This is a genomic window from Streptomyces sp. NPDC057743, assembly GCF_042798755.1.
In the GTDB taxonomy this organism is placed as follows: domain Bacteria; phylum Actinomycetota; class Actinomycetes; order Streptomycetales; family Streptomycetaceae; genus Streptomyces.
In genome coordinates this window covers 223,455-249,708 of record NZ_JBHVJX010000008.1, presented here as the reverse complement: position 1 = coordinate 249,708, position 26,254 = coordinate 223,455, and the positions used below count along the sequence as shown (strand labels likewise).

Annotated in this window: 23 protein-coding genes; 13 read left to right on the top strand and 10 right to left on the bottom strand. The window is 72.7% G+C overall.

The features are described 5' to 3' along the window. From ACFVFQ_RS12230 to ACFVFQ_RS12200, 7 genes are all read left to right on the top strand, one after another. A complete protein-coding gene (locus ACFVFQ_RS12230) occupies window positions 1-1,194 on the top strand; it encodes a beta-ketoacyl synthase N-terminal-like domain-containing protein (RefSeq protein ID WP_383413069.1) in 1,194 nt (397 codons plus the stop codon). Then, window positions 1,191-2,468, top strand: coding sequence for a beta-ketoacyl-[acyl-carrier-protein] synthase family protein (locus ACFVFQ_RS12225; RefSeq protein ID WP_383413066.1), 1,278 nt, complete (start codon window positions 1,191-1,193; stop codon window positions 2,466-2,468). The genes ACFVFQ_RS12230 and ACFVFQ_RS12225 overlap by 4 nt, the downstream gene beginning before the upstream one ends. After that, the gene (locus ACFVFQ_RS12220) at window positions 2,458-3,825 is read left to right on the top strand and encodes a beta-ketoacyl synthase N-terminal-like domain-containing protein (protein WP_383413063.1); all 1,368 of its coding nucleotides are present in this window, start codon (window positions 2,458-2,460) and stop codon (window positions 3,823-3,825) included. The genes ACFVFQ_RS12225 and ACFVFQ_RS12220 overlap by 11 nt, the downstream gene beginning before the upstream one ends. 13 nt (window positions 3,826-3,838) lie before the next feature. Further along, window positions 3,839-6,742, top strand: coding sequence for an aminotransferase class III-fold pyridoxal phosphate-dependent enzyme (locus tag ACFVFQ_RS12215; RefSeq protein ID WP_383413060.1), 2,904 nt, complete (start codon window positions 3,839-3,841; stop codon window positions 6,740-6,742). A gap of 100 nt (window positions 6,743-6,842) precedes the next feature. Beyond that, entirely contained in the window at window positions 6,843-7,589 is a 747-nt protein-coding gene (locus ACFVFQ_RS12210) for a 3-oxoacyl-ACP reductase family protein (RefSeq protein ID WP_383413054.1), read from the top strand. A gap of 10 nt (window positions 7,590-7,599) precedes the next feature. After that, window positions 7,600-8,430: an SDR family NAD(P)-dependent oxidoreductase gene (locus ACFVFQ_RS12205; protein WP_383413050.1), complete on the top strand. Its 831-nt coding sequence runs from the start codon at window positions 7,600-7,602 to the stop codon at window positions 8,428-8,430. Then, window positions 8,420-9,259 (top strand): thioesterase II family protein, encoded by an 840-nt coding sequence (locus tag ACFVFQ_RS12200; protein WP_383413046.1) that lies wholly within the window; start codon window positions 8,420-8,422, stop codon window positions 9,257-9,259. The genes ACFVFQ_RS12205 and ACFVFQ_RS12200 overlap by 11 nt, the downstream gene beginning before the upstream one ends. Window positions 9,260-9,319: 60 nt before the next feature. Here ACFVFQ_RS12200 and ACFVFQ_RS12195 read toward each other — a convergent pair whose 3' ends face one another. The 6 genes from ACFVFQ_RS12195 to ACFVFQ_RS12170 all read right to left on the bottom strand — a co-directional run bounded on the left by ACFVFQ_RS12195 (window position 9,320) and on the right by ACFVFQ_RS12170 (window position 17,137). Then, window positions 9,320-11,035: a TraM recognition domain-containing protein gene (locus tag ACFVFQ_RS12195; protein WP_383413043.1), complete on the bottom strand. Its 1,716-nt coding sequence runs from the start codon at window positions 11,033-11,035 to the stop codon at window positions 9,320-9,322. Next, complete coding sequence (locus ACFVFQ_RS12190; protein WP_383413122.1) at window positions 11,032-12,489, bottom strand: ATP-binding protein; 1,458 nt, start codon at window positions 12,487-12,489, stop codon at window positions 11,032-11,034. Before ACFVFQ_RS12190 ends, ACFVFQ_RS12195 begins: the two co-directional genes overlap by 4 nt. 47 nt (window positions 12,490-12,536) lie before the next feature. Next, on the bottom strand, window positions 12,537-14,102 hold the full coding sequence (locus tag ACFVFQ_RS12185) for an SCO6880 family protein (RefSeq protein WP_383413040.1): 1,566 nt from the start codon (window positions 14,100-14,102) through the stop codon (window positions 12,537-12,539). Next, the gene (locus ACFVFQ_RS12180; protein ID WP_383413037.1) at window positions 14,099-15,376 is read right to left on the bottom strand and encodes a hypothetical protein; all 1,278 of its coding nucleotides are present in this window, start codon (window positions 15,374-15,376) and stop codon (window positions 14,099-14,101) included. Before ACFVFQ_RS12180 ends, ACFVFQ_RS12185 begins: the two co-directional genes overlap by 4 nt. Continuing rightward, window positions 15,366-16,223, bottom strand: coding sequence for a hypothetical protein (locus tag ACFVFQ_RS12175; RefSeq protein WP_383413034.1), 858 nt, complete (start codon window positions 16,221-16,223; stop codon window positions 15,366-15,368). The genes ACFVFQ_RS12180 and ACFVFQ_RS12175 overlap by 11 nt, the downstream gene beginning before the upstream one ends. Window positions 16,224-16,828: 605 nt before the next feature. Continuing rightward, a complete protein-coding gene (locus tag ACFVFQ_RS12170; protein ID WP_221906050.1) occupies window positions 16,829-17,137 on the bottom strand; it encodes a hypothetical protein in 309 nt (102 codons plus the stop codon). A 442-nt stretch (window positions 17,138-17,579) separates the two neighbouring features. Between ACFVFQ_RS12170 and ACFVFQ_RS12165 the strand changes: the two genes are divergently transcribed. Both ACFVFQ_RS12165 and ACFVFQ_RS12160 read left to right on the top strand, forming a co-directional pair. Next, window positions 17,580-18,584, top strand: a complete 1,005-nt coding sequence (locus ACFVFQ_RS12165; protein ID WP_383413031.1) for an NlpC/P60 family protein — start codon at window positions 17,580-17,582, stop codon at window positions 18,582-18,584. 218 nt (window positions 18,585-18,802) lie between these two features. Continuing rightward, window positions 18,803-19,534, top strand: a complete 732-nt coding sequence (locus tag ACFVFQ_RS12160; RefSeq protein ID WP_383413028.1) for a phosphatase PAP2 family protein — start codon at window positions 18,803-18,805, stop codon at window positions 19,532-19,534. A 109-nt stretch (window positions 19,535-19,643) separates the two neighbouring features. On the opposite strand, the gene ACFVFQ_RS12155 is transcribed toward ACFVFQ_RS12160, so the two are convergent. Together ACFVFQ_RS12155 and ACFVFQ_RS12150 are read right to left on the bottom strand one after the other, a co-directional pair. Beyond that, a complete protein-coding gene (locus ACFVFQ_RS12155) occupies window positions 19,644-21,230 on the bottom strand; it encodes an FAD-binding oxidoreductase (RefSeq protein WP_383413025.1) in 1,587 nt (528 codons plus the stop codon). Window positions 21,231-21,464: 234 nt separating this feature from the next. Beyond that, window positions 21,465-21,650, bottom strand: a complete 186-nt coding sequence (locus ACFVFQ_RS12150) for a hypothetical protein (protein WP_383413022.1) — start codon at window positions 21,648-21,650, stop codon at window positions 21,465-21,467. 172 nt (window positions 21,651-21,822) lie between these two features. Between ACFVFQ_RS12150 and ACFVFQ_RS12145 the strand changes: the two genes are divergently transcribed. Together ACFVFQ_RS12145 and ACFVFQ_RS12140 are read left to right on the top strand one after the other, a co-directional pair. Next, on the top strand, window positions 21,823-22,695 hold the full coding sequence (locus tag ACFVFQ_RS12145) for a hypothetical protein (RefSeq protein WP_383413019.1): 873 nt from the start codon (window positions 21,823-21,825) through the stop codon (window positions 22,693-22,695). A gap of 136 nt (window positions 22,696-22,831) precedes the next feature. Beyond that, entirely contained in the window at window positions 22,832-23,026 is a 195-nt protein-coding gene (locus tag ACFVFQ_RS12140; RefSeq protein WP_383413016.1) for a hypothetical protein, read from the top strand. Between the two features lie 33 nt (window positions 23,027-23,059). Here the strand turns inward: ACFVFQ_RS12140 and ACFVFQ_RS12135 are convergent, their stop codons facing one another. Continuing rightward, window positions 23,060-23,500: a metal-sensitive transcriptional regulator gene (locus ACFVFQ_RS12135; protein WP_383413014.1), complete on the bottom strand. Its 441-nt coding sequence runs from the start codon at window positions 23,498-23,500 to the stop codon at window positions 23,060-23,062. Window positions 23,501-23,703: 203 nt separating this feature from the next. Between ACFVFQ_RS12135 and ACFVFQ_RS12130 the strand changes: the two genes are divergently transcribed. Then, window positions 23,704-24,324, top strand: coding sequence for a DUF47 domain-containing protein (locus ACFVFQ_RS12130; RefSeq protein ID WP_383413011.1), 621 nt, complete (start codon window positions 23,704-23,706; stop codon window positions 24,322-24,324). 10 nt (window positions 24,325-24,334) lie between these two features. After that, window positions 24,335-25,333, top strand: a complete 999-nt coding sequence (locus ACFVFQ_RS12125; RefSeq protein WP_383413005.1) for an anion permease — start codon at window positions 24,335-24,337, stop codon at window positions 25,331-25,333. 125 nt (window positions 25,334-25,458) lie between these two features. Here ACFVFQ_RS12125 and pstB read toward each other — a convergent pair whose 3' ends face one another. Then, a complete protein-coding gene (gene pstB, locus ACFVFQ_RS12120) occupies window positions 25,459-26,235 on the bottom strand; it encodes a phosphate ABC transporter ATP-binding protein PstB (RefSeq protein WP_383413002.1) in 777 nt (258 codons plus the stop codon). Between the last annotated feature and the right edge of the window lie 19 nt (window positions 26,236-26,254).

Below are 26,254 nucleotides of genomic sequence, written 5' to 3'. Positions count from 1 at the left end.
ATGACGACGCACGACGTGCGACTGACCGCGCCCGGCCTCTACACGGCGGCCGGCACCGACCCGGGCGAGGTGTGGGAGGCCCTGGTCGCCGGCAAGGACACCCGGCGGCCGGTCGCGGAACTCGCCGGCCCCTGGCCGGAGTTCGACACCGCGTACGTGGTCGACGACCCGGACGCGGCCACCCTCGGGGTGCACCGCAGGGTGCTGCGCACCTCGGAGAAGCAGGCCCGGATGGCGCTCTACGGGGCGCGGTTGGCGCTGGCCGGCCCGGCGGCGGACGGCCCGGTGGGCGGCCCCGGATGGGGGCTCTACCTCGGACTGCCCACGGTCGACGAGGAGTTGCTGCGGTTCAGCGCGCTGGAGGGGCTGCACCGGGCCGCCGGTTCGCCGGCCGAGGTCGCCGCCCTCTACGGCCGGGAGGTCCCGCCGTTCAGCGGGCTGTCCCACCTCAACAGCACCGCGGCCGCGCACATCTCGGCGGTCTTCGGGCTGACCGGGGCGATGGCCGCGTACTCGCCGTTCTCCGACGCGGGGCTGACGGCCCTGATCGACGGGGCGCTGTCGATCGCCGAGGGGGAGAACGCGGCGGCGCTGGTCGGGGCGGTGAGCCCCAAGGTGCATCCGCTGCTCTTCGTCCAGTACGAGGAGTTGGGGTGGAACGGGGCCGTCCCCGGGGAGGGCGCGGCCTTCCTGCTCGCCGAACGGGCCGACGGAAGCCCGGACGCCACCGACGGCCCCCGGGCCGGCACCGCGGCCCCGGGGGCGCGGCTGGCCGGCTACGGGCGGGCCTTCGGCGCCGGGGAGGAGGACCGGGCCGAGGCGCTCGCCGAGGCCGTCCACGCGGCCCTGGAGATGGCCGGCACGGACGCCGACGGGATCGGCTGGGTGCTGCCCGACGCTGCCTGGACGCACACCGCCGCGCGCGCCCAAGAGGCCGCGCTGGACCGGGTCTTCGCCGGCGCGGCCAACCGGCCCGCCCACTTCACCGGCGAGCGGGCCACCGGGGTGCTCGGCCCCGCCCACCCGCTGGCGCACACCCTGCTGGCACTGCACGGCCTGGCCACCGGCCGGCGGCTGGTCGCCGACGGCGACGCGGTCCGCGAGGAGCCGCTGCCCGTCCCGCGGGCCCTGGTGCTGGCCTGCGGCGCACGCGGCCAGGTGGGCGCCGTCGTACTGGAAGGAGCCGAGAAATGAGCCGCCGCGTCGTGGTGACCGGGCTGGGCGCCGTCTGCGGACTGGGGCTCGACTGGGAGACCATGTGGGAGGGCCTGACCGCGGGCCGCTCGGCGATCCGCGCCTGGCAACTGCCCGGCGCCCCCAACTTCCCGGTCCGCTACGCCGCGCCGGTCGACGACGCGGCGTTCGCCGCCCGCTACGGCGCCGACGAGGGCCTGGCGGGGCCGCTGGAGCGGCGCACCCGGTTCGGGCTGGCCGCCGCCGCCCAGGCGCTGGCCGACGCCGGCGTCACGGACCCGGGCGCGGTCGGCCGGATCGGCACCGCGGTCGGCTCCGGCGTGCCCGAAAGGGACCCCTACGAGCTGCTGCACGCCATCGGGGAGGACGGCCAGCCCAGTTGGCAGGCGCTCTTCGAGCGGCGCGCCCAACTGGACCGCGCCAGCGGCCTGTTCTGCACCAACGACGCGCTGGCCGCCGGTATCGCCGCCCGTCACCGGCTGCGCGGCCCGGCGCTGAACTTCTCCACCGCCTGCGCCGGCGCCACCCACGCCATCGGTCACGGCTACCGGATGATCCGGCGCGGGGAGGTGGACGCGATGCTGGTGGGCGGCGCCGACTCGGTGCTCAACCTGCCGACCATGACCGGGCTGCACCTGCTGGGCGCCCCGTCCACCTCGGAGCTGTTCGGGGACCGGCTGTGCCGGGCCTTCGACCGGGACCGCAGCGGGCTGGTGGCCGCCGAGGGCGCCGCCATGCTGGTGCTGGAGAGCGAGGCCAGCGCCCGCCGGCGCGGCGCCACGATCTACGCCGAACTGGCCGGTTTCGGCAGCTCGTTGGACGCCTACCAGGTCACCGCCCCGCACCCGGAGGGCCAGGGCGCCGCGCTGGCGATGCGCCGGGCGCTGGCGGACGGCGAGGTGGCGCCGGAGTCGGTGGACTCCATCAACGCGCACGGCACCTCCACCCCCCTGAACGACCCGATCGAGACCCGGGCGATCAAGGACGTGTTCGCGGCCGGCGAGCACTACCGGAAGCTGGCGGTCACCGCCAACAAGACCATGCTGGGCCATCTGATCGCCGCCGCCGGTGCGCCCGAGCTGATCGCCACCGTGCTGTCCGTACGGGACGGCATCGTGCCCCCGACGCTGAATCTGGAGAACCCGGATCCGGCCTGCGACCTGGACTACGTGCCCGAGAAGGCGCGGTACCAGGAGGTGTCGGTGGCGGTGAGCAATTCCTTCGGCTTCGGCGGCCTCAACGCCAGTCTGGTGGTGCGTGGTTATGAGCACTGACATCGATTCGAGCACCGACACCCTGCCCGGCGCCGGGCCGGGCGCGTTTGACCCCGGCGCCTTCGACCCCGACGCGATCGTCGTCACCGGCATCGGCGCCGTGCTGCCCACCGGGCGCGGGCCCGAGGCCCTGTGGACGGCCTGGCGCGAGGGCCGGCCCGCGCTCGTCCCCTACCAGGACCCCTACGTCCGGACGCAGAAGATCACCCACTTCGGGCACGTGCCCGCCGACCTGCAGCAGGTCAGCCGGGACAGCGTCCCTCACAAGCTGCGGAAGTTCGGCACCGCGTTCACCTTCAACGCGGTGCTGGCCGCCGAGGACGCCATGCGGGCGGCCGGCGAGGGCTGGCAGGCGATCCCCGAGGAGCGGCGCGGGCTCTACGTGGCCCAGGACGACTCCACCGAACTGAGCGTCGCCGCCTTCCACAAGGCGCTCGACCAGGCCCGCACCGACACCTCGCCGGGAATGGGCGCGGACCTGACGCGGGTGGTGGCCGAGGCGTTCGGCAACGCCGCGACGTTCAACCCGTTCACCGTCATCCGGGCGCTGAACAACAACACCCTGGCGCTGGTCAGCATCGCCCAGCGGTTCCGCGGCGACTGCGCGGCCTTCGTGCAGGACGCCGGCGCGGCCCTCGGCGCCCTCCAGCGGGCCGCGTTCAGCCTCCGCCACGGGGACTGCGACACCGCGCTGGTGGTCGGCGCCGGCAGCTTCAACGAGCCGCTGAAGCTGGCCGCGCAGTACCGCGCCGGCAACCTCACCGCCGGCGGCCGCGGCGCCGCCTCGCTGCGCAGCTTCGACGCCGAGCGGGACGGCACGGTGCTCGCCGAGGGCGCCGTCGCGCTGGTCCTGGAGCGGGCCGGGGACGCCGCGGCGCGCGGCGCCCGACCCCTGGTCACGGTGTTGGGCACCACGCTGCGGCCAACCGTGGACAGTGCCGTCGGCCCGGCCGCGCTGGCCGAGAGCGCCCGCGGCCTGCTGGCCGCCCACGGGGTGACGCCGGAGCGCCTCGGCGCGGTCCTGGCCGAGGGCCGGGGCACCGTCCAGCACGACGCCGCCGAGACCGAGCTGCTGCGCGCACTGCTGAAGGACTCCGGCGTCCCGGTCAGCTCCGTGCGGCCGGTCATCGGCACCCTGGGCGCCGCCGGCCCGCTGGCCGAACTGGCGCTGGCGCCCAGCCTGTTCGCCGCCGGCGAGCTGCCGCCGATCGCGCACCTTGAGACCCCGCCGGACGGCGGCACCGACTTCGTCACCGGCGCGCCCCGGAAGCGGCGGATCGACTCCGTCCTCAGCCTGCACAGCAGTTTCAACGGGTTCGCGGGCGCCCTGCTCGCCGAGCGGCCGCACCTCGTCTAGGAGACCCCAGTCCATGTCAGCAACACACGCGTTCACCGAGTACGTGCAGCCCCAGATGGGCCGGGTGTTCACCGCCCTGGGACTGGACGTCGAGTACGAGCGGGCCGAGGGCAACACCCTCTACCACCGCGACGACCAGGGCGAGTTGGTGCCGGTCCTGGACCTGATGGGTGGCTACGGCTCCCTGATCCTCGGCCACAACCACCCCGAGATCGTCGCGCACGCCAAGGAACTGCTGGACCAACAGCGGCCCGTGCACGCCCAGTTCTCGCTGCGCGGCGAGGCCGGCCGGCTCGGCGCCGCGCTCAGCGACGTCGTCCGCCGCGAGACCGGCATCAAGGAGCCGTACCTGGCCACCTTCGGCAACAGCGGCGCCGAGGCCATCGAGGCGGCCGTCAAACACGCCGAGCTGGTCCGGGTGACCCGGGCGGCGGCGCTCGCCGAGGAGGCCGCCGCCCATCTGGAGACGGCCGGGGAGGCGCTGCGCCGCGGCACGGCCACCGTCGACCCCGACGCCTACCAACTCCCCGCCCTCCAGGGCCAGATCACCCCCGCCGCCGGCGTCGAGGCGCTGCTGGCCGCCGTCGGCGCGCACAACGCGGCGGCGCTGGCCACCAAGCCGCTCTTCCTGGCCCTGGAGCGGTCCTTCCACGGCAAGCTGGTCGGCAGCGTCCAGCTCACCTACAACGCCGGCTTCCGTGCCCCGTTCCAGAACCTCGGCACCCGGGTCCGCTTCGTCCCCATGGACCGGCCCGACCTGCTGGACCGGATCGCCGAGGACGAGCGGGTGGTGCTGCTCGACGCCGAACTGGCCGACGGCCGGGTGCGGATCGTCGAGCGGGACTTCCCGGCCCTCACCGCCTTCCTGGTCGAGCCGGTGCAGGGCGAGGGCGGCATCCACGCGCTCACCGCCGAACAGGGCCGCGCCATCCGGCTGTTCTGTAACAAGGTCGGCACCGCCCTGATCATCGACGAGGTGCAGAGCGGCATGGGCCGCTGCGGCGCCTTCCTGGCCAGCTCGCTGATCGGGCTGCGCGGCGACTACTACACGCTGTCCAAGTCGCTCGGCGGCGGCCTGGCGAAGGTCTCCGCGATGCTGGTCCGACGGTCGCTGTACCAGGGCGAGTTCGACCTGATCCACAGCTCGACGTTTGCCATGGACGACTTCTCCTCGGCGATCGGCCGCAAGGTCGTCGAGATGCTGGAGGCCGACGACGGGAAGGTCTACCGGCAGGTCACCGAGCGCGGCGAGCGGCTGCGGGAGATGCTCGCCGACCTCAAGTCGGCCTACCCCGACGTCATCGAGGACATCCGCGGCAAGGGCCTGTTCCTCGGCGTCCAGCTGCGCGAACAGGGCGAGGCCCGCTCCATGGTGCTGCGCGGCAGCGCCTACACCGGCGCGCTGGGCTACCTCCTCTCCGGCTATCTGCTGCGCCAGGAGCGGATCCGGATCGCGCCGACCGGCAGCGCCGGTAACGTGCTGCGCATCCAGCCGTCCGCGCAGCTGACCGACGAGGAGATCGCGCGGCTGCGCGGGGCCCTGGACCGGCTCTGCCGCATCCTGCGCTACGAGGACACCCTGCACCTGGTCCACCCGGCCAGCGACCGGACGATCCCCAAGCCGCGGGCCGAGATCCGCGACTTCCGCGGCGCGATCGAGGGCTACGAGCAGGCCGCGCCGCGCGAGGTGACCGGCCCGGTCCGCAAGGTGGCGTTCGTCAACCACCTGATCACCCCGGCCCATCTGCGGCAGGTGGACCCGGCGCTGGCCGACCTCAGCGACGCCGCGCTGCGCTCCTTCGTGCTCGGCATGGAGCCGGTGAAGAAGGCCGCGCCGTATCCGGGCGTGCGGATCGACTCGCCGCTGGGCAGCGCCGTGGAGTTCGCGCTCTACCCGCTGATGGTGGGCTCCGAGCAGATGGGCCGCTACCTGGCGTCCGGGGACGTGGCCGGAATCCGGGCGGACGTCGAGGAGCGGGTGCAGGCGGCCCGCGCGGACGGCTGCGAGGTCGCCGGCCTCGGCATGTACACCTCGATCGTCACCAACAACTGCACCTCCCTCAACGTCCCCGGCATCGCGCTGACTTCGGGCAACGCGCTGACCGTCGCGATGGGCGTACGGGCCATGGAGCGCGGCGCGCGCGACCGCGGCTTCGAGGTCGCTGACGCCACGCTGGCGGTGGTCGGCGCGGCCGGCAACATCGCCTCCGTCTACAGCCAGCTCTTCGCCGAGAAGCTCGGCAAGATCGTGCTGGTGGGCAGCCGCCGGGACGGCTCGGCGCGGCGCCTGCGCACCACCGTGCACGGCATCTACCAGGAGTGCTGGGCGCGGATCGCGGCCGGCGGCGAGCTGACCGGCATCCCGGCCCGGCTCGCCGAGGAGCCGCTGATCGCCAAGTGGCTGGCCGACGGGTCGTCCACCGAGGGCGCGGGCGACGCCGACCGCGGCAAGGCGATCGCCGCCTACCTGGAGGAGCGGTACGGCACGGACCCGTTCCTGACCGTCGCCCAGGACACCGACGCGCTCCGCGAGGCGCAGCTGGTGCTGTGCGCCTCCAACAGCCCCGAACCGTTCCTGACCGGCGAGCACTTCGCGCCGGACGCGGTGGTCTGCGACATCGCGGTGCCCAACAACGCGGTGCCGGACCTGGCCGAGCAGCGGCCCGACCTGGCCTACATGCTCGGCGGCATCGTCGCCACGCCCCACGGCGAGGGCCTGCACCCCTCCGCGCGGGCGTTCCTGGAGGCCGGCCAGCTCTTCGCGTGCATGGCCGAGACCGCGCTGATGGGCCTGGCCGGCATCGACCGGCACTACTCCTACGGGAACATCAGCCGCCAACAGGTCATCGACATCGCCGCGCTGGCCGACGCCCACGGGCTGCGGCTGGCCGACTACAAGAGCGCGCACTCGGTCTGAGCCCCGGGCGCCGCGCGCGACCCGTCGCAGGTACCGCACCGCGCGCGGCGCCCGGCCCATGTGCCGTACGTCCCAACGGACTTGAGAGGACCCAAGCGTCATGGAATTCGCAGGCCAGGTGGCACTGGTGACCGGCGGCAGCCGGGGCATCGGGCGCGCCATCGCCGTCAGACTGGCACAGGAGGGCTGCGACATCGCCCTCAACTACCGCAGCGCGACCACCGAAGCGGAGCAGGTCGCCGAGCAGATCGCGAAGCTGGGCCGCAGGGTCGAGCTGTTCCAGGGGGACGTCTCCGACCCCGAGGTGCCGCAGCGGATCGTCGCCGGCGTCCGCGCCGCTTTCGGGCGGCTCGACGTGCTGGTCAACAACGCCGGGATCACCCGCGACGAACTGCTGGTCAACCAGCAGCTCGCGGACATCCAGGACGTGCTGGCCACCAACCTCGTCGCCCCCATGCTCACCGTCCAGGCCGCGGCGCCGGCGATGCTGCGCCAGCGCTACGGCCGGATCGTCAACATCTCCTCGTCGGCCGCCTCCAAGCCGGGCCGCGGCCAGTCCAACTACGCGGCGGCCAAGGGCGGTCTGGAGTCCTTCACCAAGGCGATGGCGGTGGAGCTGGCCTCCCGGGGCATCCTCGTCAACGCGGTCGCCCCCGGCGTGATCACCACCGACATGACCGACACCATCCGCGCCCACGGCGAGGACGAGATCATGAGCCGGCTGCTGCTGAAGAAGTACGCCGAACCCGAGACGATCGCCGACGCCGTGGCGTACCTCGCCAGCCCGCGCAACACCTACACCACGGGCGAGGTACTGCACGTCGACGGCGGCCTGAAGATGGCGTGAGGGATCGACCATGAGCGAACTGGACACCGCTGCCACGGCCGCCCCCGGGACGGAACGGCGGCCCGCGCCCGGCGAGTTGGCCGGCCGGACCGCGGTGGTCACCGGCGCCGCCCAGGGCATCGGCCGCGAGGTGGCCCTGCTGCTGGCCACCACCGGCGCCGGCCACCTGGTCCTGCTCGACCGGGACGCCGCCCCACTGGACACCGTCGCCAAGGAAGCCCGCGAGCTGGGTGCCGAGGTCACCCCGCTCGTCGCGGACCTGCGCGAGCGGGACGCGGTCCGCGGGGCCCTGCGCACCGCGCTGCGCGCTGCCGGGCCGCTGCACATCCTGGTCAACAACGCCGGCGTCGCCGACGAGAACGGCCCGGACGACGAGGAGACCTGGCTGCGGGTGCTGGACATCAACCTGCACGGCACCTTCGCGGTCACCGCCGCCTGCCTGGAACACCTCGTCGACCACGGCCGGATCGTCAACGTCTCGTCGATCCTCGGCAAGGCCGGCAAGATGCGCAACACCGCCTACTGCGCCTCCAAGCACGGCCTGATCGGCTACACCAAGGGCCTCGCCCTGGACCTGGCGTCCCGCGGCATCACCGTCAACGCGGTGCTGCCGGGCTGGATCGACACCCCCATGCTGCGCCGGGAGATCGCCGCCTCGGCGGAGGAGATCGGCGCCGACCCGGCCCGGATGCTGCGCCAGGCGCGCAAGTCCATCCCGCTGCGGCGGCTGGTCGAGGCGCGCGAGGCGGCCGAGTTGATCGGCTTTTTGGTGTCGGACCGGGCGGCGGCCATCACGGCGCAGTCGCTGACCGTCGACGGGGGGTACACCCGTGGCATGTAGCGCACCCGCCGGCACCCTGCCGCGGCCCCGGACGGCGCCCGCCGCGGACCCGTGGCTGCGCCGGCTGCGCCCGGGGCCGGCGCACCCCGCCGCCGCGGCCGCCCGGATTGTCTGCTTCCCGCACGCGGGCGGCGGCGCCGGCGCCTACCGGCGGCTGGCCACCGCGGTTGCCGCCCGCACCGCCGACGCCCGCCCGCACGAGCTGCTCGCGCTCCAGTACCCGGGCCGCAACGACCGGATCCGCGAGGGGCGCATCGAGGAGCTGACGGAGCTGGCGGCCGGCGCGCACCGGGCGCTGGCGCCGCTGGCCGACCGCCCGTTGGTCCTCCTCGGGCACAGCATGGGCGCCCTGGTGGCCTACGAGACGGCCCGCCTGTTGGAGCGCGACGGCCTGCGCCCCGCGCACCTGATCGCCTCCGGCGCCTGGGCGCCGACGAGGGTGCGCGGCGGCACCGTCCACCTCCGGGACGACGACGGGCTGATCGACGAGATCCGGCGCACCCAAGGGACCGACCCGCGGCTGCTGGACCACCGGGACGTGCTGGCCATGGCGCTCCCGGTGGTCCGCAGCGACTACAAGGCCGTGGAGACCTACCGGCACTGCTCGGGACCGCCGTTGGCCGCCCCGGTCACCGCCCTGGTCGGCGACCGGGACCCGCTGGTGACCGTCGACGAGGCGGCGGCCTGGGCGGAGCACACCACCGGCGGCTTCCGGCTGCGGGTCTTCCCCGGCGGCGACCACTTCTATCTCACCGGCCACTGGGCCGAGGTGGCCGACCACCTGGTCTCGGCCCCGCCCCGCCCGCTGGCGGCGCTGGCGGCCCCGTAACCCCCGAGCCGGCCCGCGGAGTTGGGCCGGGGTGTGGCCCGCCGGGGCGACCCGCGCCGCTCAGGCCGGCGCGAAGTCCTGCGGCCAGCGGGCCCGGGCCTGCTCCCGGGAGCGCATCGTGGCCAGCGTCAACAGGCCGCGCTGCCGGCCCGTTTGGAGCAGCTCGGGCAGCGCGGGCAGCGGGGCGAGCGCCGCGATGTCGTCCAGGACGAGGGTGAGTGGTGGGTCGAGCCGGCCGGCGGATGACCGTTCGGCCATGCGGCGGCCGTGCTCGACCACGTGTGAGAGGAGTGCGGTGAGCAGGGGCATCGCACCCGGGTCGGTGCGCGGGTCCTCGATGGACTCGCCCACCAGGTACAGCGTTCCCCCTTCGGCGACGAATGATTCGAGGGCGAGCGCATCCGATCGCAGCGGATTGCTGGCGTCGCGGATGTGCACCGAGGACAGCGCCGTGAGCGTCCGCCCCACCAACTCCTTGGCCATCTCCCGGCGTTCGGTGTGCGCGGTGAGCACCGACTCCAGCTCGCCGGCCTGCCCGCCGGACGCCTTGGGGTTCGTCCGCAGGATGCGCACCGGCTCCTGGGCGCCGCCCGCCGCGTGCGCCCAACGGTGCAACTGGCGAAACGGGCGGCCGTCCAGCGCGGCGGCGTGCAGCCAGCAGCGCAACAGGGTCGCCGCGGCGTCCGCGAGCGCCGAGTCCAGGGTGCTGGCCGGGCGGACCGGGGCCAGCAGCGCGGCGGCCCGGGCGGTGGCGGTGGCGATGTCCTCGCAGCCCGCGGTGGGCGACCAGCGCAGCCGGGCCGGGGTGTCCAGGCGGTGCGTGGGGTCGTAGGCCAGCAGCGGCCCCCACTTGGCGCGGGCGTCCTTGGTCTCGGCCCAGAGCGCGGGGTCGGTGGTGGCGACGACCAGGGGGCCGGGCGCCGCGGTGGCGGCGGCCAGCGCCGCGGCCCGCGTCACGGCCCGCTCACGGTCGAACTGGAGCCGCGGGAGGGCCGGTTCGGTGACCGCGGCCGCCGGAGCCACCGCGGCCACTGCCGTGGGTGCGTCGGCGGGACGCGGCTCGGGCACCGGCTCGACGACCGGCGGCGCCGACGCCGTCGCGCTGGCCGCCGGATGGGCTGGCGTCGGACTGGCCGGCGCGGGACCGGGCGGCGCCACCGCGGCCTCCGGAGCTGACGAGGCCGCCGGGACCGCAGGGGCCGCCGGGGCAGCCGGTGCCGCCGGGGCAGCCGGTGCCGCCGGAGCCTGCGGAGCCACCGGGGCCTGTGGGGCGGCGGTCTGCGGCGCGTCCGGCGCCGTCGACGCCCCCGCACCGGCCCGCTGCGCCCGCCGCGCCGCCCGTACGGTCCGGTACCGGGTGACCGTCCCGAGCACGAAGATCACCAGCACCAACAGCACCATCAACTCGCCGACGAACAGCCCCCAGAACAGGCCGTAGCCGGGCAGTTGGTCCCTCGGCGCGCCGGGCCAGGCCGCCGCGATGTCGTGCGGCGCGGAGACCAGGTGCGGCAGCGCCAGCGGCGTCCCGCCGTAGGTCACCCCCGACGGCCAACCGCCGTGTGCCAACAGCCCGGCCAGGCCCGTCGCCGTCCACACCACCAGGGTCAGGCCGAGCAGGAAGCCGATCAGCCCCACCAGCAGCGCGTCGGGCACGCCCCGGCTCCGGGGCCGACCGCCCCCGCGGCCGTAGCCGTCGCGCTCCCCACGGCCGTCCGCACGGCCGTCGTAGGGACCGTAGCCGCGGCCGTACCCGTCCTCGTCGTATCCGTGCGTCACGCCACCGTCTCGCTCGACTCGTCCCGCAACTGCCGCTCCATCGCGATCGCTTCGGCCCGCGCCTCGGCCTCGGCGTCCGCCGCCAGCGCCAGCGCGCGCGCCTCGTCCGTCGGCAGCGACGACGACTCGGTCATCGCCCGGTCCGTGTAGACCAGCGGGCGCTCGGCCTCGGTGATGAGGTGCTTGACCACCTGGACGTTGCCGTTGACGTCCCAGACGGCGATGCCCGGGGTCAGCGTCGGAATGATCTCCACCGCCCAGCGCGGCAGCCCCAACACCCGCCCGGTGGCGCGCGCTTCGTCCGCCTTCTGCGCATAGATGGTCCGGGTGGACGCCATCTTCAGGATCGCCGCCGCCTCCCGCGCGGCCGCCCCGTCCACCACGTCGCTGAGGTGGTGCACGACGGCCACGAACGACAGGCCCAACCGGCGGCCGAACTTCAGCAGCCGCTGGAAGAGCTGGGCCACGAACGGCGAGTTGATGATGTGCCACGCCTCCTCGACCAGGAAGATCCGCTTCTTGCGGTCCGGGCGGATCCAGGTGTGCTCCAGCCACACGCCGACGATCGCCATCAGGATCGGCATCGCGATGGAGTTCCGGTCGATGTGCGAGAGGTCGAAGACGATCAGCGGCGCGTCCAGGTCGATGCCGGCCGTGGTCGGGCCGTCGAACATCCCGCGCAGGTCGCCGTCGACCAACCGGTCCAACACCAGCGCCACGTCCAGCCCCCAGGCGCGGACGTCGTCTATGTCGACGTTCATCGCCTCCGCGGAGGCCGGCTCGGGGTGCCGCAACTGCTCGACGATGTCGGAGAGCACCGGCTGTTGTGGACCGCGGGCGCCGCCGCCGGCCTCTCCCACCTCCTCGTACTGGCTGAGCACCGCCGCGTGCGCGACCTTCAGGGCGAAGCCGGCCCGCTCGTCCAGGCCGTGCCCCATGGCGACCTCGATGATCGTCCGGAGCAGGGCCAGTTGGCCGGTGGTGGTGATCGAGGGGTCGAGCGGGTTGAGCCGGATGCCGCCGTTGAGGGCCGCCGTCGGGTCCAGCCGGATGGGCGTTATTCCCAGCTCCTCGGCGATCAGGTTCCACTCGCCGACGCCGTCCTCGCCCTGCGCGTCCAACACCACGACCTGCCGGTCCCGGAAGCGGAGCTGGCGCAGGACGTAGGTCTTCTCCAGCGCGGACTTGCCGTTGCCGGACTCGCCCAGCACCAGCCAGTGCGGCGCCGGCAGTTGCTGCCCGTAGAGCTGGAACGGGTCGTAGATGTAGCCCTTGCCGGAGTACACCTCGCGCCCGATGATCACGCCCGAGTCGCCGAGGCCGGGCGCCGCGGTCGGCAGGTAGACCGCCTGCGCCTGGCCGGTGGAGGTGCGGACGGGCAGCCGTGTCGTCTCCACCTTCCCGAACAGGAAGCTGGTGAAGGCTTCGGTGAGGGCACCGAGCGGATCGAACATGGCCATGACGTACGCGCCTCCCTGGGCTGTCAGCGGCGTTGGCGGCGTTAGCGGCGGATTCCGGTCGCGAACGGCAGGGTGTTCACGAACGCCCGGTGGTGCTCGCGGTCGCACCACTCCAGCTTGAGGTAGGACTTGCCGGCGGAGGCCCGGATGGTCCGCTTGTCGCGGGCCAGGGCCTCGGGCGAGCGCGACGAGACGGTGAGGTAGCCGACGAGGTTGACCCCGGCCGCGCCGGACGCCAGGTCCTCGCCGCGCTGGTCCACCCGCCCGTGGTGCGCCACGTCCCGCGGGTCCACCACCCGGTTCATCTTCGCGGCCCGGCTGGCCTCTGCATCGTCGTTGGTCTTCTCCGTCAGCATCCGCTCGATCGCCACCTCGGTGGGCTCCAGGTCCATGCAGACCGCGACCGTGCGGATCACGTCCGGGGTGTGGACCAGCAGCGGCGCGAGGAAGTTGACGCCCACCGGGGTCAGCGGCCACTCCTTGACCCAGGCGGTGGCGTGGCACCAGGGCGCCCGCGTCGACGACTCCCGGGTCTTGGCCTTGAGGTACGTCGGCTCGGTCGCGTCCAGCTCGGCCGGCCAGGCGTTGCCCTTGCTCATCGCCTGGATGTGGTCGATGGGGTGGTCCGGGTCGTACATGGAGTGCACCAACGACGCCAGCCGCGCCTGCCCCAGCGGCTGGCGGACCCGGATGTCGGCCTCCGTCAACCGGGCGCAGATGTCGGTCAGTTCACGAGCCATCACCACCGCCAGCCCGGCGTCCCGGTCCAGCTTCCGGCGCAGCAGCCCGCCGCGCTGGGCGGCCGCGGCCCGGGCCATGGTGACCGCCTCGGCGGCCAACTCCCGGTTGTAGTGCATGCATGCGACCAGATACGCCCGGTGCTGCTCCGAGGAGGTCGACACCATCGACTGCAACTGGTCGTAGGACTCCTGGAGCCAGCGCGGGGAGTTGGCGTCGCCCCGCTGGGCGACGTCCTTGGCGTGCGCGTCCGGGTCGGCGGGCAGGGTGCGCGCCAACATCTGCAGCCGCGTCACGAAGCCGTCCCCGTTGGCGACGTGCTTGAGCAGCGTGCCGAACCGGTCGACCAGCGCCTCCTGGTCCTCGCTGTCGCGCAGCCCGACGCCCGGCCCCTCGATCTCGATCGCCGCGGTCACCGTCCGCCGGTCGGCGTGCAGCAGCACCGCGATCTCGTCCGGCCCGAACGGCGCCGACAGCCAACTGATCCGCCCGATACCGGGCGGCGGCCCGATCTCCACTTCCCTCCCGTCCAGCCGCACGCCGGCCTCCATCGCCCCGGAGCGGTACACCGCCTCTCCCTTGCGCACGGTACGGCGGAAACTCCGCCGGATCTCAAACCACTTGTAAAAGGTGCGCCCTCGATACGGCACGTAGACCGCGGCCAGCCCCAGCATCGGGAAGCCCGTGAGGCTGGCGATCCGCAGCGGCAGCGAGGGCACCAGCAGCCCGCACATCATGCCGAGGAAGGCGCCGGCGATGATCAACACGATCTCGCCGGTCTCCCGGTTCTTGCCGATGGCGGCATTGGGTCGGGCGCGGCCGATCAGATACGTGCGCCGCGGCGCGATCGGCTGGGACGGCGTGCTCAACGCCCCTCACCTCCTGGTGTGTTGCCGGTGCGGGGGCCGCCGGTACCGGGGTTGGTGCGGGGCGCCGGGGTGCTCGGGGCCGACCGGGAGCCGTGCGCGGCGACCCCGCCGGCCACCGCGTCGGCCGGCCGGGACTGCCCGCCCTGCGCGCCGCCCCCGCCGTCCCCGCCCGAGCGGCGGGAGCTGTGCGTCTTGATGCCCTGCGACACCAGCGCCGCGGGCGAGGAGATCATCGCGGCCGCCTGACTGCCGTCGGTGGCCCGCCCCTTGCTCGTACGGGCCGACACCATCTCGTCGCCGAAGCCGGGCACGAAGCGGTAGATCACCGCGCTCGCGAAGATCGCCAGGATGATGATGGCGAGCCCGGACACCACCGCGGAGAAGGAGTTCGGCCCCTTGTCCCCGGACAGCGCCCCGGCGATGCCGAGCACGATCACGATCACCGGCTTCACCAGGATCACCGCGATCATGATCCCGGCCCAACGGCGCACGTGCCCCCACATGTTCTTGTCGACCAGCCCGGCGTACACCACGGTCCCCAGCAGCGCCCCGACGTACAGCAGCGCGGCCCGCACCACCAGCTCCAGCCACAGCACACCGGCGGCCAGCACGGACACCAGCGACACCACGATCAGCATGATCGGCCCGCCGCCGATGTCCGTCCCCTTGGTCAACGCCTGCGAGAACGCCCCGAAGAAGGTGTCGGTCTGCGCCCCCGTCCCCTTGGCGATGATCGCGGTGACGCCGTCGGTCGCCGACACCACCGTGTAGAGGATCAACGGCGTGAACGCGGACGCCAGCACCGTCAGCCACAGGAACCCGACCGCCTCGCTGATCGCCTCCGTGAGCCGCACCCCGCGCACCGCCCGCTTGGCGACGGCGAGCAGCCACAGCACGAGCGTGAGCACGGTGGACGCGGCGAAGACCACCGCGTACTGCCGCAGGAACGCGGAATTGGTGAAGTCCACCTGCGAGGTCGCCTTCACCGCCCCCGACAACTTATCGACAATCCAGGCCGCGGCTTTGGCACACCCCTTGGCAAGCGAACCGAGCGGGTCGAGGGGGTTGTTGTCGAGGGGGTTGCTCGGCAGCGAGCCGGTTCCTCCCGTTTGGTTCTGTTGCAGACAGTCGGCCAGCGCGGGACCGGTGAAGCCGTCGCAGGGCTTCTGCGGCGCAGCCATGGCGCGCGTCGCGAACATGAGGACGAGGGTCTGCACACCGGCCAGCCCGGCGACGACCGAGAACGCGCGGTGGCGCTGGGGCTTACCGGGCATAGGTGAAACCTCCGTAGCCTTGCACGGCCTTGGTCATGTCCTCCGCAGAAGCGGCCGGCTGATCCTGCCCGACGGGCGCGGGGCCGTTCTTCTGCGTGAACTGGGTGACCTTCCAGTCCCCGCCCTGCCACTGCAGGTCGAAGGTGTTCGTGTACCAGCTCTCCGAGACCGGTTTCTGCGACTTCGGCCCGGCGAGGCCGAAGAGCGCGGAGTACCAGACCGAGACCCGCGCGGTGTCGCCCTGGAACGCCTCGACCTTCGTGCCGACGGGGTTCGCGCGCGAGACGAACGTCAGGCCCTCGGGGGCCGTGCCATCCGGCTTGAGGCCGATCCGCCCGAGGAAGGCCGGATTCGCATAGGCCCTGTCGAGGCTGGTCTTGCGTGCCGCCGCGACGGACGGTGCGTAGACGGAGCCCACGATCTCCTGACGCCTGGCGGCGTTGTACATGCCGTCGCTGTTCAGCGCCACCACATAGTTGGCCGCCGCCGACTGTGCCCCCTGTTCGGTCTTCGGGAAGCCGGAGGCGATGGCTCCGGTCTTGCCGGAGACCGGCTTGGTACCGGTGGGGGCGGTCGGCTGGGCGGCTGCGCCCTGGTCCTTGCCGGAGCCGCCGGATGCCGCGCCCGTCTCGTCGTTGCCGCTGCCGCCGCGGTTCGCGAAGGCGATCGCCGCGATCAGCAGGACGACCACGCCGACGACCGTGATGAGGTTGCGGCTGGAGAGGGTGGACCGGGTGCGGCGGGGCGGGCCGTAGGCGTCGCCCTCGCCGTCGGGGAGTCTGGTCCTGGTCTGGCCCGTGCCGGAGCCGTGGCCGTCGCCGTAGCCCCCGTCGTCGCCGATGCTCATCGCTCCCGTGCCCCCTCTGCCGCCATCGCCGCTGCCGCCCTCGCCGTCCCTGCCGTTGGTGTGCCGCCTTCATATGACCGTAGCCGCGTGGGCGCCGGCTCGGGTGAAGTGGTACGAGTACATCTCACCGTGACGGTTCCTCAGTTGCTGGGCGGCGGAGGCGAATGGGGGACTGTGGGCGGTTTGTGCCCGTCCGCCGAACGCCCGCCGCGGGCTGCTGGTCTCCGGAACCACCTGTCCCCGCGACACGGCCGGCCCAATCGGCCCGCTGGTGGCGGGCGTGGGCACGTCGTGGCTCGGGGCCCCGCGAGCCGGGGTGAAGGAGCGTCAGCATGGGGCCTCGGACCGGGGGATGGGACGTGTGGGGGTACGGGAGGGCACGGGACGGCGGAGAGGGGACGGGCGGGGGCGCATGCGGGGCGGCGCGGGGACGGGCGCGTGCCGACGTGCGCGGGGTGCCGAGCGGTGGCGGCGGGCAGGGCCGGGGTGGTGGCCGGGCCGGGACGCCCGGACGGGCCCGCGGCCGGTGGTGCCGGGCCGCCGGGCCGTCCGTGCGGGCTGCTGGTCGGCTGGGGCCGGTCCGTTGGGTCAGGGCCGGAGGGGCCCTAGACGGCCATGCCGTAGACGATGGTGAACAGCGTGCCCAGCGAGCCGATGATGAAGACCCCGGTGAGGCCGGCCACGATCAGGCCCTTGCCCTGCTCGGCGCTGAAGGTGTCGCGCAGCGCGGTGGCGCCGATGCGCTGCTTGGCGGCGCCCCAGATGGCGATGCCGAGACAGAGCAGGATCGCCACCGCCATGATGACTTCGACCATCACACGGGCCTCGTTGCCCAGGCTGCCGAACGGCCCCCAGTCCGGGGCGATTCCGCCGATGATGGTGGTGATGTCGCCCTTTTGGGCTGCAATGAACATGTGTGAACTCACCGCCCCTTTATGGATAGTTGCCTGACCGTGCCGCTCGGCACGGATGCAGTCTCTATCTTCGCTGACAAAGACGCCATCAGATGTCGACTCGGCGGCTTTCTTCGACGGATCCGGTGGGAGTGCCGTGTGTGCGGCCTTCTTCGCGTCCCGCCGGGCGCCATTGTCTCACCGTGTGTATCACGGGCGATAACGCTGGGCAACGACTGTCTGTCGTTGATTGTCAAGGAGGGTGAGGGGCTGTCAGAGGTGCGGTTTCTGGGAGGGGGAGCCGACGGGGCGTCAGGAGCCTGGCCGGTGCGCCGATGTGACGCGAATCGCACACCGTTCGAAGCGCCCCGTGCGCCGGTTTGTGCGCCTCGGTGCGGCGGCACCGCGCGCGGAGGCCGACGAAAGGGCTGTGAACCCGGCCTGAATGGGGGAGGGTTGGGGGGTGCGGAAATTCTGGGTTGCCGGCGGGCTCGGGGCGGGGCTGATGCTCTGCCTGGTCGGGCTGCTCGTGATCGGTGCGTACGGGGCGGCCGCCGGGCTCGCCGGTGCCACCGGCCGGGCGGTCGGGCTGGCCAAGGGCGCGGTGCCGGCCGCCTACCAGTCGCTGGTGCAGAAGTGGGGCACGCTCTGCCCGGCCCTCAGCCCGGCGTTGTTGGCGGCGCAGCTCTATCAGGAGAGCGGGTGGAACCCCCGCGCGCACAGCCCCGCGAATGCCCTCGGGATCGCGCAGTTCATCCCCGAGACCTGGGCCGCCCACGCCATAGACGGCAACGGTGACGGCAAGAAGGACATCTGGGACCCGGAGGACGCCATCCCCTCGGCCGCCTCCTACGACTGCGAGTTGGCCCGCTATGTGAAGGGCGCACCGGGCGACGCCACCGCGAACATGCTCGCGGCGTACAACGCGGGCGCCTACCGCGTCATCCAGTACGACGGGGTCCCGCCGTACGGCGAGACGCAGGGGTACGTGAAGAGCATCACGACCCTGGCCAAGAGTTTCGAGGCGCCCACCGCCCCGGTGGCCTCCTCCCAGCAGGCGTCCGCCGCCATCTACTACGCCCAGGAGAAGCTGGGCACGCCCTACCTGTGGGGCGGCAACGGCACGGCCGACGAGGGCGGGCGGTTCGACTGCTCCGGGCTGACCAAGGCCGCGTACCACTCGGTGGGCATCGAGCTGCCGCGGGTGGCCAACGACCAGTGGAACGCCGGCCCGCACCCGAAGCGGGACGAACTCCTCCCGGGGGACCTGGTGTTCTTCGCCCACGACCTCAACGACCCGCGGACCATCCACCACGTCGGCATCTACGTGGGCGGCGGATACATGATCAACGCGCCGTACACCGGGGCGGTGATCCGGTTCGACAAGATCGACCAGCCCGACTACATCGGGGCGACGCGTGTGACGTCCGATGGCGCGAAAGCGCTGCCCACCGGGAGCGGTGCTTGACCATGGGTCCTGAACTGCGGTGATGTGTCAAGTTCCGATAACGTCCTGGTGATCATCCCGTGGAGAGTGGAACGCCTCAGGCGGGTGGCGCGTTTCCTTGGCGTGGGAACGCAAGCGCCCTGTCGACGGTTCGCGCTCGACGGCCACACAGATCGGCAACGGGGGTTGGTAGCAGGTAGGCGGCGCTCGCGCGCGCGGAAGATAAGGGGCCACGGCAGATGGCTGGACTCGCATTCGAGGGGCCCAACCCCGATGTCGACGTGCTCGACGGCATCAACGGCCTCGCGAAGCACGCCCCGCAGTGGGTGAACCGCGCGATGGAGTTCATCGGTGAGTACGGCCTGATCGCCGCCCTCGGGGTGCTGTGTCTGCTCGCCTGGTGGTCCGCCCGTCGCAGGCCCGAAGGGCCGGCCGCGATCGCCGGGTTGGTGTGGGCGCCGCTGGCCGCCGGGCTGGCGCTGCTGGCCAACGTCCCGATCCGCGGCTTCGTCGAGCGGCCGCGGCCGTTCAAGGACCACGCCGGCCTCGCGGTGTTGATCCCGGGCAAGAGCGACTTCTCGTTCGTCAGCGACCACGCCACGCTCACCATGGCCGTCGGCGTCGGCCTGTTCATCGCGCACCGCCGCTTCGGGCTGATCGGCATCGGGCTGGCGCTGCTGGAGGGCTTTTGCCGGGTCTACATGGGCGTCCACTACCCGACCGACGTGATCGGCGGGTTCGCCCTCGGCACGGCCGTCGCGCTGCTGCTGGCGCCGCTCGCGCAGGCGCTGTTGGTGCCGCTGATGACGGCGGTGGGGCGCTCCCCGCTGCGGTGGCTGGTGCGGGCGCCGGGGGTGTCGGCGGAGCCGGCCGCGGACGGGCGTGGCGCGGAGTCCGGGCCGGCGTCGGTGGTGAGTGCCGAGCCGGCGCTGCGCCGTCACGACGAGCGGGACAAGGACCTGGCGGCCTGACGGCAACGGACGGCACCGACCGGCCGGATGGAACCGATCGGACGCGGCGCGATGGCCCGGCCCCCTGGAGCGGGGGCCGGGCCATCGGCGTTCTCGGTGGGCGGGGCGCTCAGAGGGCCTGCGCGAAGGTGCTGAACAGCCGCTGCGGGTCGTAGCTCTGCTTGACCTTGTCGAGGCGGGTGCCGGCCGCCCCGTAGTAGGCGGACTTCCAGTCGGTGAGGGCGGCGTCGGTGTAGTTCTGGTAGGCGGCGCCCGAGGAGTGCCGGTGCATCGCGCCGTGGAAGCCGTTGAGCCAGGCGGTGCCGGCGGTGCCGGTGCCGCCGGCGGACCAGGACGTCAGGTACTGGGCGAGGAAGCGGGAGCGGCGGTGGACGAAGGCGGTGTCGCCGGCGCCCACGCGGTTGATGGCGCCGCCCAGCGCGGTGAGCGCGACATTGCCGGCGACGCCCTTGCGGCCGCCGGCCTCTATCTGGGAGAGCAGGGTGTGGATGCCGGCCGCGGACAGCGAGCGGTCGAAGAAGTGCGAGCGGGCGGCGTAGGTCTCCCGGCCCAGGGTGCCGGTACCGGTGTGGCCGGGGAGCGTGCCCTGCATGTGGCACTGGGCGTGGGACTTCTTCGAGCAGCCCGCGTACGCCTCCATCGCCTCCAGGTAGCCGATCGGGGTGAGGCTGACGTGGCTGGCCGGGCCGGGGCCGCCGGGCTGGTCGGCCAGCTTGTCCACGGCGTTTTGGAGGTCGCGGTAGCTGCCCAGGGAGAAGGCCGCGACGGAGACGCCCGGGGTGCCGCCGGGGCGGGCGTCGAAGTGGGCGGTGGACCATATCTCGTCGGCCTGGTCCGGGCCCCACTTCTGCCAAGAGCCCAGCACCGCCGCGGCCTTGGCCCACGGCCAGCTCAAGTACGCCATCACCGCGCGGGGCGCCGGGTGGGTACGGAAGCGCAGTTCGGTGACCACGCCGAAGTTGCCGTTGCCGGCGCCGCGCAGCGCCCAGAAGAGGTCGGGGTGGTGGCCGGCGTCGCAGTCGACGGTCTTGCCGTCGGCGGTGACGACGGTGGCACCGACGAGGCTGTCGCAGGTCAGCCCGTACGCGCGGGAGACCACGCCGTGGCCGCCGCCGAGGGTCAGGCCCGATATGCCGACGGTGGGGCAGGAGCCGCCGGGTATTGTCACGCCGTGCGCGCCCAGGCCCTCGTAGACGTCGATGAGCTTGGCGCCGGCGCCGATCCGGGTGGTGCCGCCGGAGGGCGCGCCGACCTTGTTGAGTGCCGAGACGTCGATGATGAGCTTGCCGTTGCCGCTGGAGAAGCCCGCGTAGGAGTGGCCGCCGCTGCGGATGGCCACGGGGGCGTCGTAGCGGCGGGCGAAGGCCAGGCACTCGGCGATGTCGCCGGGGTGCTTGACGTAGGCGATGGCGGACGGCTTCAGGGCGTCGAAGCGGGTGTTGTAGAGGCGTCGGGCGGTGGCGTAGGAGGCGTCGGACGCGCGTATCAGGTCGCCGTCCAGGCCCTTGCCGAGCGCGCTCCAAGCGGCCTGTGTGGTGGGGTACTTGGCGGCGGCCGCGGTGTTGACGGTGCCGCCGGCCGCGCCGGTGGAGGAGGCCGCGGCCGAGGCGCCGCCGGGCCCGTCGCAGCCGGTGGTTAGGGCGAGCGAGGTGGTCGCGAGTCCGCCGCCGGCCATCAGGAGTGTGCGCCGCTTCACTGGGATGAATCCCCCTTGGTTGTCGTACGGTTCGGCCCCTGCCCGGCCGGTTCGGCCGGCCGGTGGTCGCGGGGCGTGCGGGGCGGGGCGCCGCATCTGGCGGGACCGGCCGGGTGTGCCGCCGTGCGCCGGTGACGTCCGGTTTGCGAGTGAAGTCCGTTGCCCAGTGGTGCTGTTGCGCCCTCACTCCTCAGATGCGGCGCGGGGGGTGGTGGGTTCCCGGAACGGATCGGGTCATTCCACGGGGCGCCCGGGATCGGTGCCGTCGGTGCCCCGCACCGCGGCCAGATGGCGCTCGGCGTCGGTGCGCGCCTGGGAGCGGGCCCGGCGGGCCATCCCGGTCCAGCCGCACGCGCAGCGCGCCAGGCAGAAGGCACCGCGCTCGGTGGTGGAGGTCTGATGCAAGGCGCGTTCGGGCACCCGGCCACGCTACGCGCCCGAGGTGGCGTTGCGTGACGGGGCCCCGGAACGGTCGTTGAACGGATCGGTCGACGCACCGTCAGACGAGCCGGGCGGCGGAACGTCCGACCGTCCCGAGCGGACCGGCGGCCCAGGCGGTCCCGAGCACGAGCGGCCGAGGGGGCTCGTACGCATGGTGGTGCAGGACAGGCGAGGCGGCGCGGTCGCCGCGGCCGTGGCGTGCGGGACGGGGCTGATGGCGGGGCTGCTGGCGACGACGGGCTGTTCGTCGGGCGGGGCCGCGGCGGACGACCAGGCGCAGCCGGTGCGCGCCGTGGCGCGGGCGGCGGCCGCGGTGGAACTGCGGCGCTGCGTCGAGGCGCTGGTCCGGGCGGGCACCGCCAAGGTGCGGACGGCGATGGAGACGGTCAGCGGCGGGACGCTGGTGGCGATCCGGGGCACCGGGGGCTATGACTTCGCCGCCGGCAGCGGGCAGTTGAGGGTGGTGCTGCCGGATCTGAAGGGCAAGCCCAGCGGCGGCCACCAGCCGATCACCGAGGTCCTGGCGCCCGGCGCGCTGTTCATGAAGAACCGCGGCGCGGGGGTGCCGGCCGACAAGTGGGTGCGGGTGGACACCGCGGCGCTCTCCGACGGGAACCTGGTCACCGGCGGGGCGACCGATCCGCTGGCCGCCGCCGAACTGCTGCGCGGCGCACGGGAGGTGACGTACCAGGGGCAGGAGCGGCTGGGCGGGGTCCCGGTGCGGCACTACCGCGGGACGTCCGATCTGACCGCGGCCGCCAAGGCGGCGTCGGCGCGCACCCGGCCCGCGCTGGTGGCGGCGGAAAAAGGGTTCACCACCGCGCTGGTGCCGTTCGACGCGTATCTGGACGATGCCGGGCGGCTGCGCAAGGTCCGCCAGCGGTTCCGCTTCCCCAACGGGGCGCCGAAGGGGGCGGCGGTGACGTCGACGACCGTGCTGTACGGGTTCGGCAGCCGGGTCGCGGTGCGGCTGCCGGACCGGCGGGTCCTCTACACCGGGCGGATCGCCTCGGCGCCCTCGTAGGCCGCGGCGCGTGCCGTGGCCCTCCCGCCGGAGCGGAAATGGTCCTTCCGTGCCATGTGCCAGGCGGGCGGCCCTCCTTACGCTGTCGGGTAACCACCACGGCGTGGGAAGGCGCTCGAAGGAGGAGGTGTCGGACGTGCCCGCCCATCGCCATCCGACCGTTCAGGACCAGGTGGCCCTCGTGGAGATCGACCTCACCGGTGAGTTGATGATCGCGGCGGCGGCCGCGAGCGAGGACCGGCTGAGCACCGACCGGATCGACGAACTCCTGCACGTGGTCGGGGTGCCGCGGGGCGAGGGGGTCGACCGGGAGACGTCGGGCCCGCGCTGACGGGCCCGCGGACGGGCCGCGGACCGCCACACGTCAGCTCCGCAGCATCCGCTCGATGGCCTTGGTCGCCTCCTGGACCTTGGCGTCGATGGCCTCAGGACCCCTGGTGGCGCCCGGAGCGGAGCTCTCGATGACCGCAGCGGCGACGCAGTGCCGCAGGTGCTCCTCCAACAGCTGGAGCCCGAAGGATTGCAGGCCCTTCGTGCTCGCCGAGACCTGGGTGAGTATGTCGATGCAGTAGACGTCTTCTTCGAGCATCCGCTGAAGGCCCCGGATCTGACCCTCGATGCGGCGCAGTCGCTTGATGTGCGCGTCCTTTTGCTTGGCGTAGCCGTGGCCGCCGGGCGCGGAATCTTCCACAGCGGTATCGGTCACAGATCCGGTGTCGCCGACGGGGGCGGATTGCGGTTGGGGGCCGTGGCAGGCCGCGGCGGGTGCGGTCCCGCCGCCGGTGTCCGCGTCCGTGGTCGTCATGGCCATCTCCCGTGGTATTGAGGCGATCCGTATACCCCCGGCGGGTATATCGTACCGAAGTTTTCGGGCCCTCGCGGTACCCCGTGCAGAGCATGCTGCCCGATAGGCGACACTGAAGGAATGCCGGTTAGCTGGGTTAGCTGTGGCTGGATGATGCGCCTAGCATCAACTCGACCGAATCCGATGTACCCCGAGGATTTCACGTGCGCTTTCGTCTGACCCCCAGGGAGACGAGCTTCTACGACATGTTCGCGGCATCCGCGGACAACATCGTCACCGGCTCCAAACTCCTGATGGAACTGCTCGGGGCGGACACCTCCGCACGGGCCGAGATCGCCGAACGGATGCGAGCGGCCGAGCACGCCGGGGACGACGCGACGCACGCGATCTTCCACCAGCTCAACTCCTCGTTCATCACGCCGTTCGACCGCGAGGACATCTACGCCCTTGCCTCGTCGCTCGACGACATCATGGACTTCATGGAGGAGGCCGTCGATCTGGTCGTCCTCTACAAGATCGAGGAGCTCCCCAAGGGCATCGAGCAGCAGATCGAGGTGCTGGCGCGGGCGGCCGAACTGACCGCCGAGGCGATGCCGAACCTCCGCACGATGGCCAACCTCACCGAGTACTGGATCGAGGTCAACCGCCTGGAGAACCAGGCCGACCAGATCCACCGCAAGCTGCTGGCCCACCTCTTCAACGGCAAGTACGACGCCATCGAGGTGCTCAAGCTCAAGCAGATCGTGGACATCCTGGAGGAGGCGGCGGACGCCTTCGAGCACGTCGCCAACACCGTCGAGACCATCGCGGTCAAGGAGTCCTGAGCCCACCGCCATGGACACCTTCGCGCTCATCGTGACCATTGGGGTCGCGCTCGGATTCACCTATACCAACGGCTTCCACGACTCGGCGAACGCGATCGCGACCTCGGTCTCGACGCGGGCCCTGACCCCCCGGGCCGCGCTGGCGATGGCGGCCGTGATGAACCTCGCCGGCGCCTTCCTCGGCAGCGGCGTTGCCAAGACGGTCAGCGAGGGGCTGATCGCCACCCCCCACGGCAGCAAGGGGATGGGCATCCTCTTCGCCGCGCTGCTCGGCGCCGTGGTCTGGAACCTCGTCACCTGGTACTTCGGTCTGCCGTCGTCCTCCTCGCACGCGCTGTTCGGCGGCATGGTCGGCGCGGCGCTGGCCGGCGGGACGCAGGTGATCTGGTCGGGGGTGGTCGAGAAGGTCGTCCTGCCGATGTTCATCTCGCCCATCATCGGGCTGGTGCTCGGCTACCTCGTGATGGTCGTGATCCTCTGGCTGTTCCGGAAGGCCAACCCGCACAAGGCGAAGCGCGGCTTCCGCATAGCGCAGACCGTCTCGGCGGCCGGCATGGCGCTCGGGCACGGCCTCCAGGACGCCCAGAAGACCATGGGCATCGTGGTGATGGCGCTGGTCATCGCCGACGTCGAGAAGGCCGACGACGCCATTCCGCTGTGGGTCAAGCTGGCCTGCGCGATCACCATGTCGCTCGGCACCTACGCGGGCGGCTGGCGCATCATGCGGACGCTGGGCCGGCGGATCATCGAGCTGGACCCGCCGCAGGGCTTCGCCGCGGAGACCACCTCCGCGTCGGTGATGTACCTGGCGTCCTTCATGTTCCACGCGCCGATCTCCACCACCCACGTCATCACCGCCTCGATCATGGGCGTCGGCTCGACCAAGCGCCCGCGCGCGGTGCGTTGGGGCGTGGCCAAGAACATCGTGATGGGCTGGTTCATCACCATGCCGGCCGCGGCGCTGGTCGCCGCCCTGGCGTTCTGGTTCATCAAGCTCACCTTCGCCTGACGCCGCTGGGCGTACGACGGTGAAAGGGCCCGTCCCCGGGTTACGGGGGCGGGCCCTTCGTCCTGCGGTGGCACCGCCATGCAGCACCGCGGGACACCGGTGGCGGCCGACAGGCCCCGAGCGGGTCAGCCGAAGCGGCCGGAGATGTAGTCCTCGGTGGCCTGGACCGACGGGTTGGAGAAGATCCGCTCGGTCTCGTCGATCTCGATGAGCTTGCCGGGCTTGCCGACGGCCGCCAGGTTGAAGAACGCGGTGCGGTCCGAGACCCGCGCGGCCTGCTGCATGTTGTGCGTGACGATGACGATCGTGAAGCGCTCCTTGAGCTCCCCGATGAGGTCCTCGATGGCGAGGGTGGAGATCGGGTCGAGTGCGGAGCAGGGTTCGTCCATCAGCAGCACCTGCGGCTCGACCGCGATGGCGCGGGCGATGCACAGCCGCTGCTGCTGGCCGCCGGACAGGCCCGAGCCGGGCTTGTTCAGCCGGTCCTTGACCTCGTTCCAGAGGTTGGCGCCCTTGAGGGAGCGCTCGACGATCTCCTTGAGCTGGCTCTTCTTGTAGCTGCCGTTGAGCCGTAGGCCGGCCGCCACGTTGTCGAAGATGGACATCGTGGGGAACGGGTTGGGGCGCTGGAAGACCATGCCGACGGTGCGCCGGACGGCCACCGGGTCGACGCCCGGGCCGTAGAGGTTCTCGTCGTCGAGCAGCACCTTGCCCTCGACGCGGCCGCCGGGGGTGACCTCGTGCATCCGGTTCAGGGTGCGCAGGAAGGTCGACTTGCCGCAGCCGGAGGGGCCGATGAAGGCGGTCACCGAGCGCGGCTCGACGGTCATCGAGATGTCGTCGATGGCCTTGTGGGAGCCGTAGTACGCGTTCAGGCCGCTGACGTCGATGCGCTTGGCCATGTCAATCACTGCTTCTTTC

What these genes read in the sequence shown, in the direction of transcription:
- ACFVFQ_RS12230 (WP_383413069.1), top strand. Translation starts at nt 1, where the DNA reads ATGACGACGCACGACGTGCGACTGACCGCGCCCGGCCTCTACACGGCG.
- ACFVFQ_RS12225 (WP_383413066.1), top strand. Translation starts at nt 1,191, where the DNA reads ATGAGCCGCCGCGTCGTGGTGACCGGGCTGGGCGCCGTCTGCGGACTG.
- ACFVFQ_RS12220 (WP_383413063.1), top strand. Translation starts at nt 2,458, where the DNA reads ATGAGCACTGACATCGATTCGAGCACCGACACCCTGCCCGGCGCCGGG.
- ACFVFQ_RS12215 (WP_383413060.1), top strand. Translation starts at nt 3,839, where the DNA reads ATGTCAGCAACACACGCGTTCACCGAGTACGTGCAGCCCCAGATGGGC.
- ACFVFQ_RS12210 (WP_383413054.1), top strand. Translation starts at nt 6,843, where the DNA reads ATGGAATTCGCAGGCCAGGTGGCACTGGTGACCGGCGGCAGCCGGGGC.
- ACFVFQ_RS12205 (WP_383413050.1), top strand. Translation starts at nt 7,600, where the DNA reads ATGAGCGAACTGGACACCGCTGCCACGGCCGCCCCCGGGACGGAACGG.
- ACFVFQ_RS12190 (WP_383413122.1), bottom strand. Translation starts at nt 12,489, where the DNA reads ATGTTCGATCCGCTCGGTGCCCTCACCGAAGCCTTCACCAGCTTCCTG.
- ACFVFQ_RS12180 (WP_383413037.1), bottom strand. Translation starts at nt 15,376, where the DNA reads ATGCCCGGTAAGCCCCAGCGCCACCGCGCGTTCTCGGTCGTCGCCGGG.
- ACFVFQ_RS12175 (WP_383413034.1), bottom strand. Translation starts at nt 16,223, where the DNA reads ATGAGCATCGGCGACGACGGGGGCTACGGCGACGGCCACGGCTCCGGC.
- ACFVFQ_RS12170 (WP_221906050.1), bottom strand. Translation starts at nt 17,137, where the DNA reads ATGTTCATTGCAGCCCAAAAGGGCGACATCACCACCATCATCGGCGGA.
- ACFVFQ_RS12160 (WP_383413028.1), top strand. Translation starts at nt 18,803, where the DNA reads ATGGCTGGACTCGCATTCGAGGGGCCCAACCCCGATGTCGACGTGCTC.
- ACFVFQ_RS12145 (WP_383413019.1), top strand. Translation starts at nt 21,823, where the DNA reads ATGGTGGTGCAGGACAGGCGAGGCGGCGCGGTCGCCGCGGCCGTGGCG.
- ACFVFQ_RS12135 (WP_383413014.1), bottom strand. Translation starts at nt 23,500, where the DNA reads ATGACGACCACGGACGCGGACACCGGCGGCGGGACCGCACCCGCCGCG.
- ACFVFQ_RS12125 (WP_383413005.1), top strand. Translation starts at nt 24,335, where the DNA reads ATGGACACCTTCGCGCTCATCGTGACCATTGGGGTCGCGCTCGGATTC.
- pstB (WP_383413002.1), bottom strand. Translation starts at nt 26,235, where the DNA reads ATGGCCAAGCGCATCGACGTCAGCGGCCTGAACGCGTACTACGGCTCC.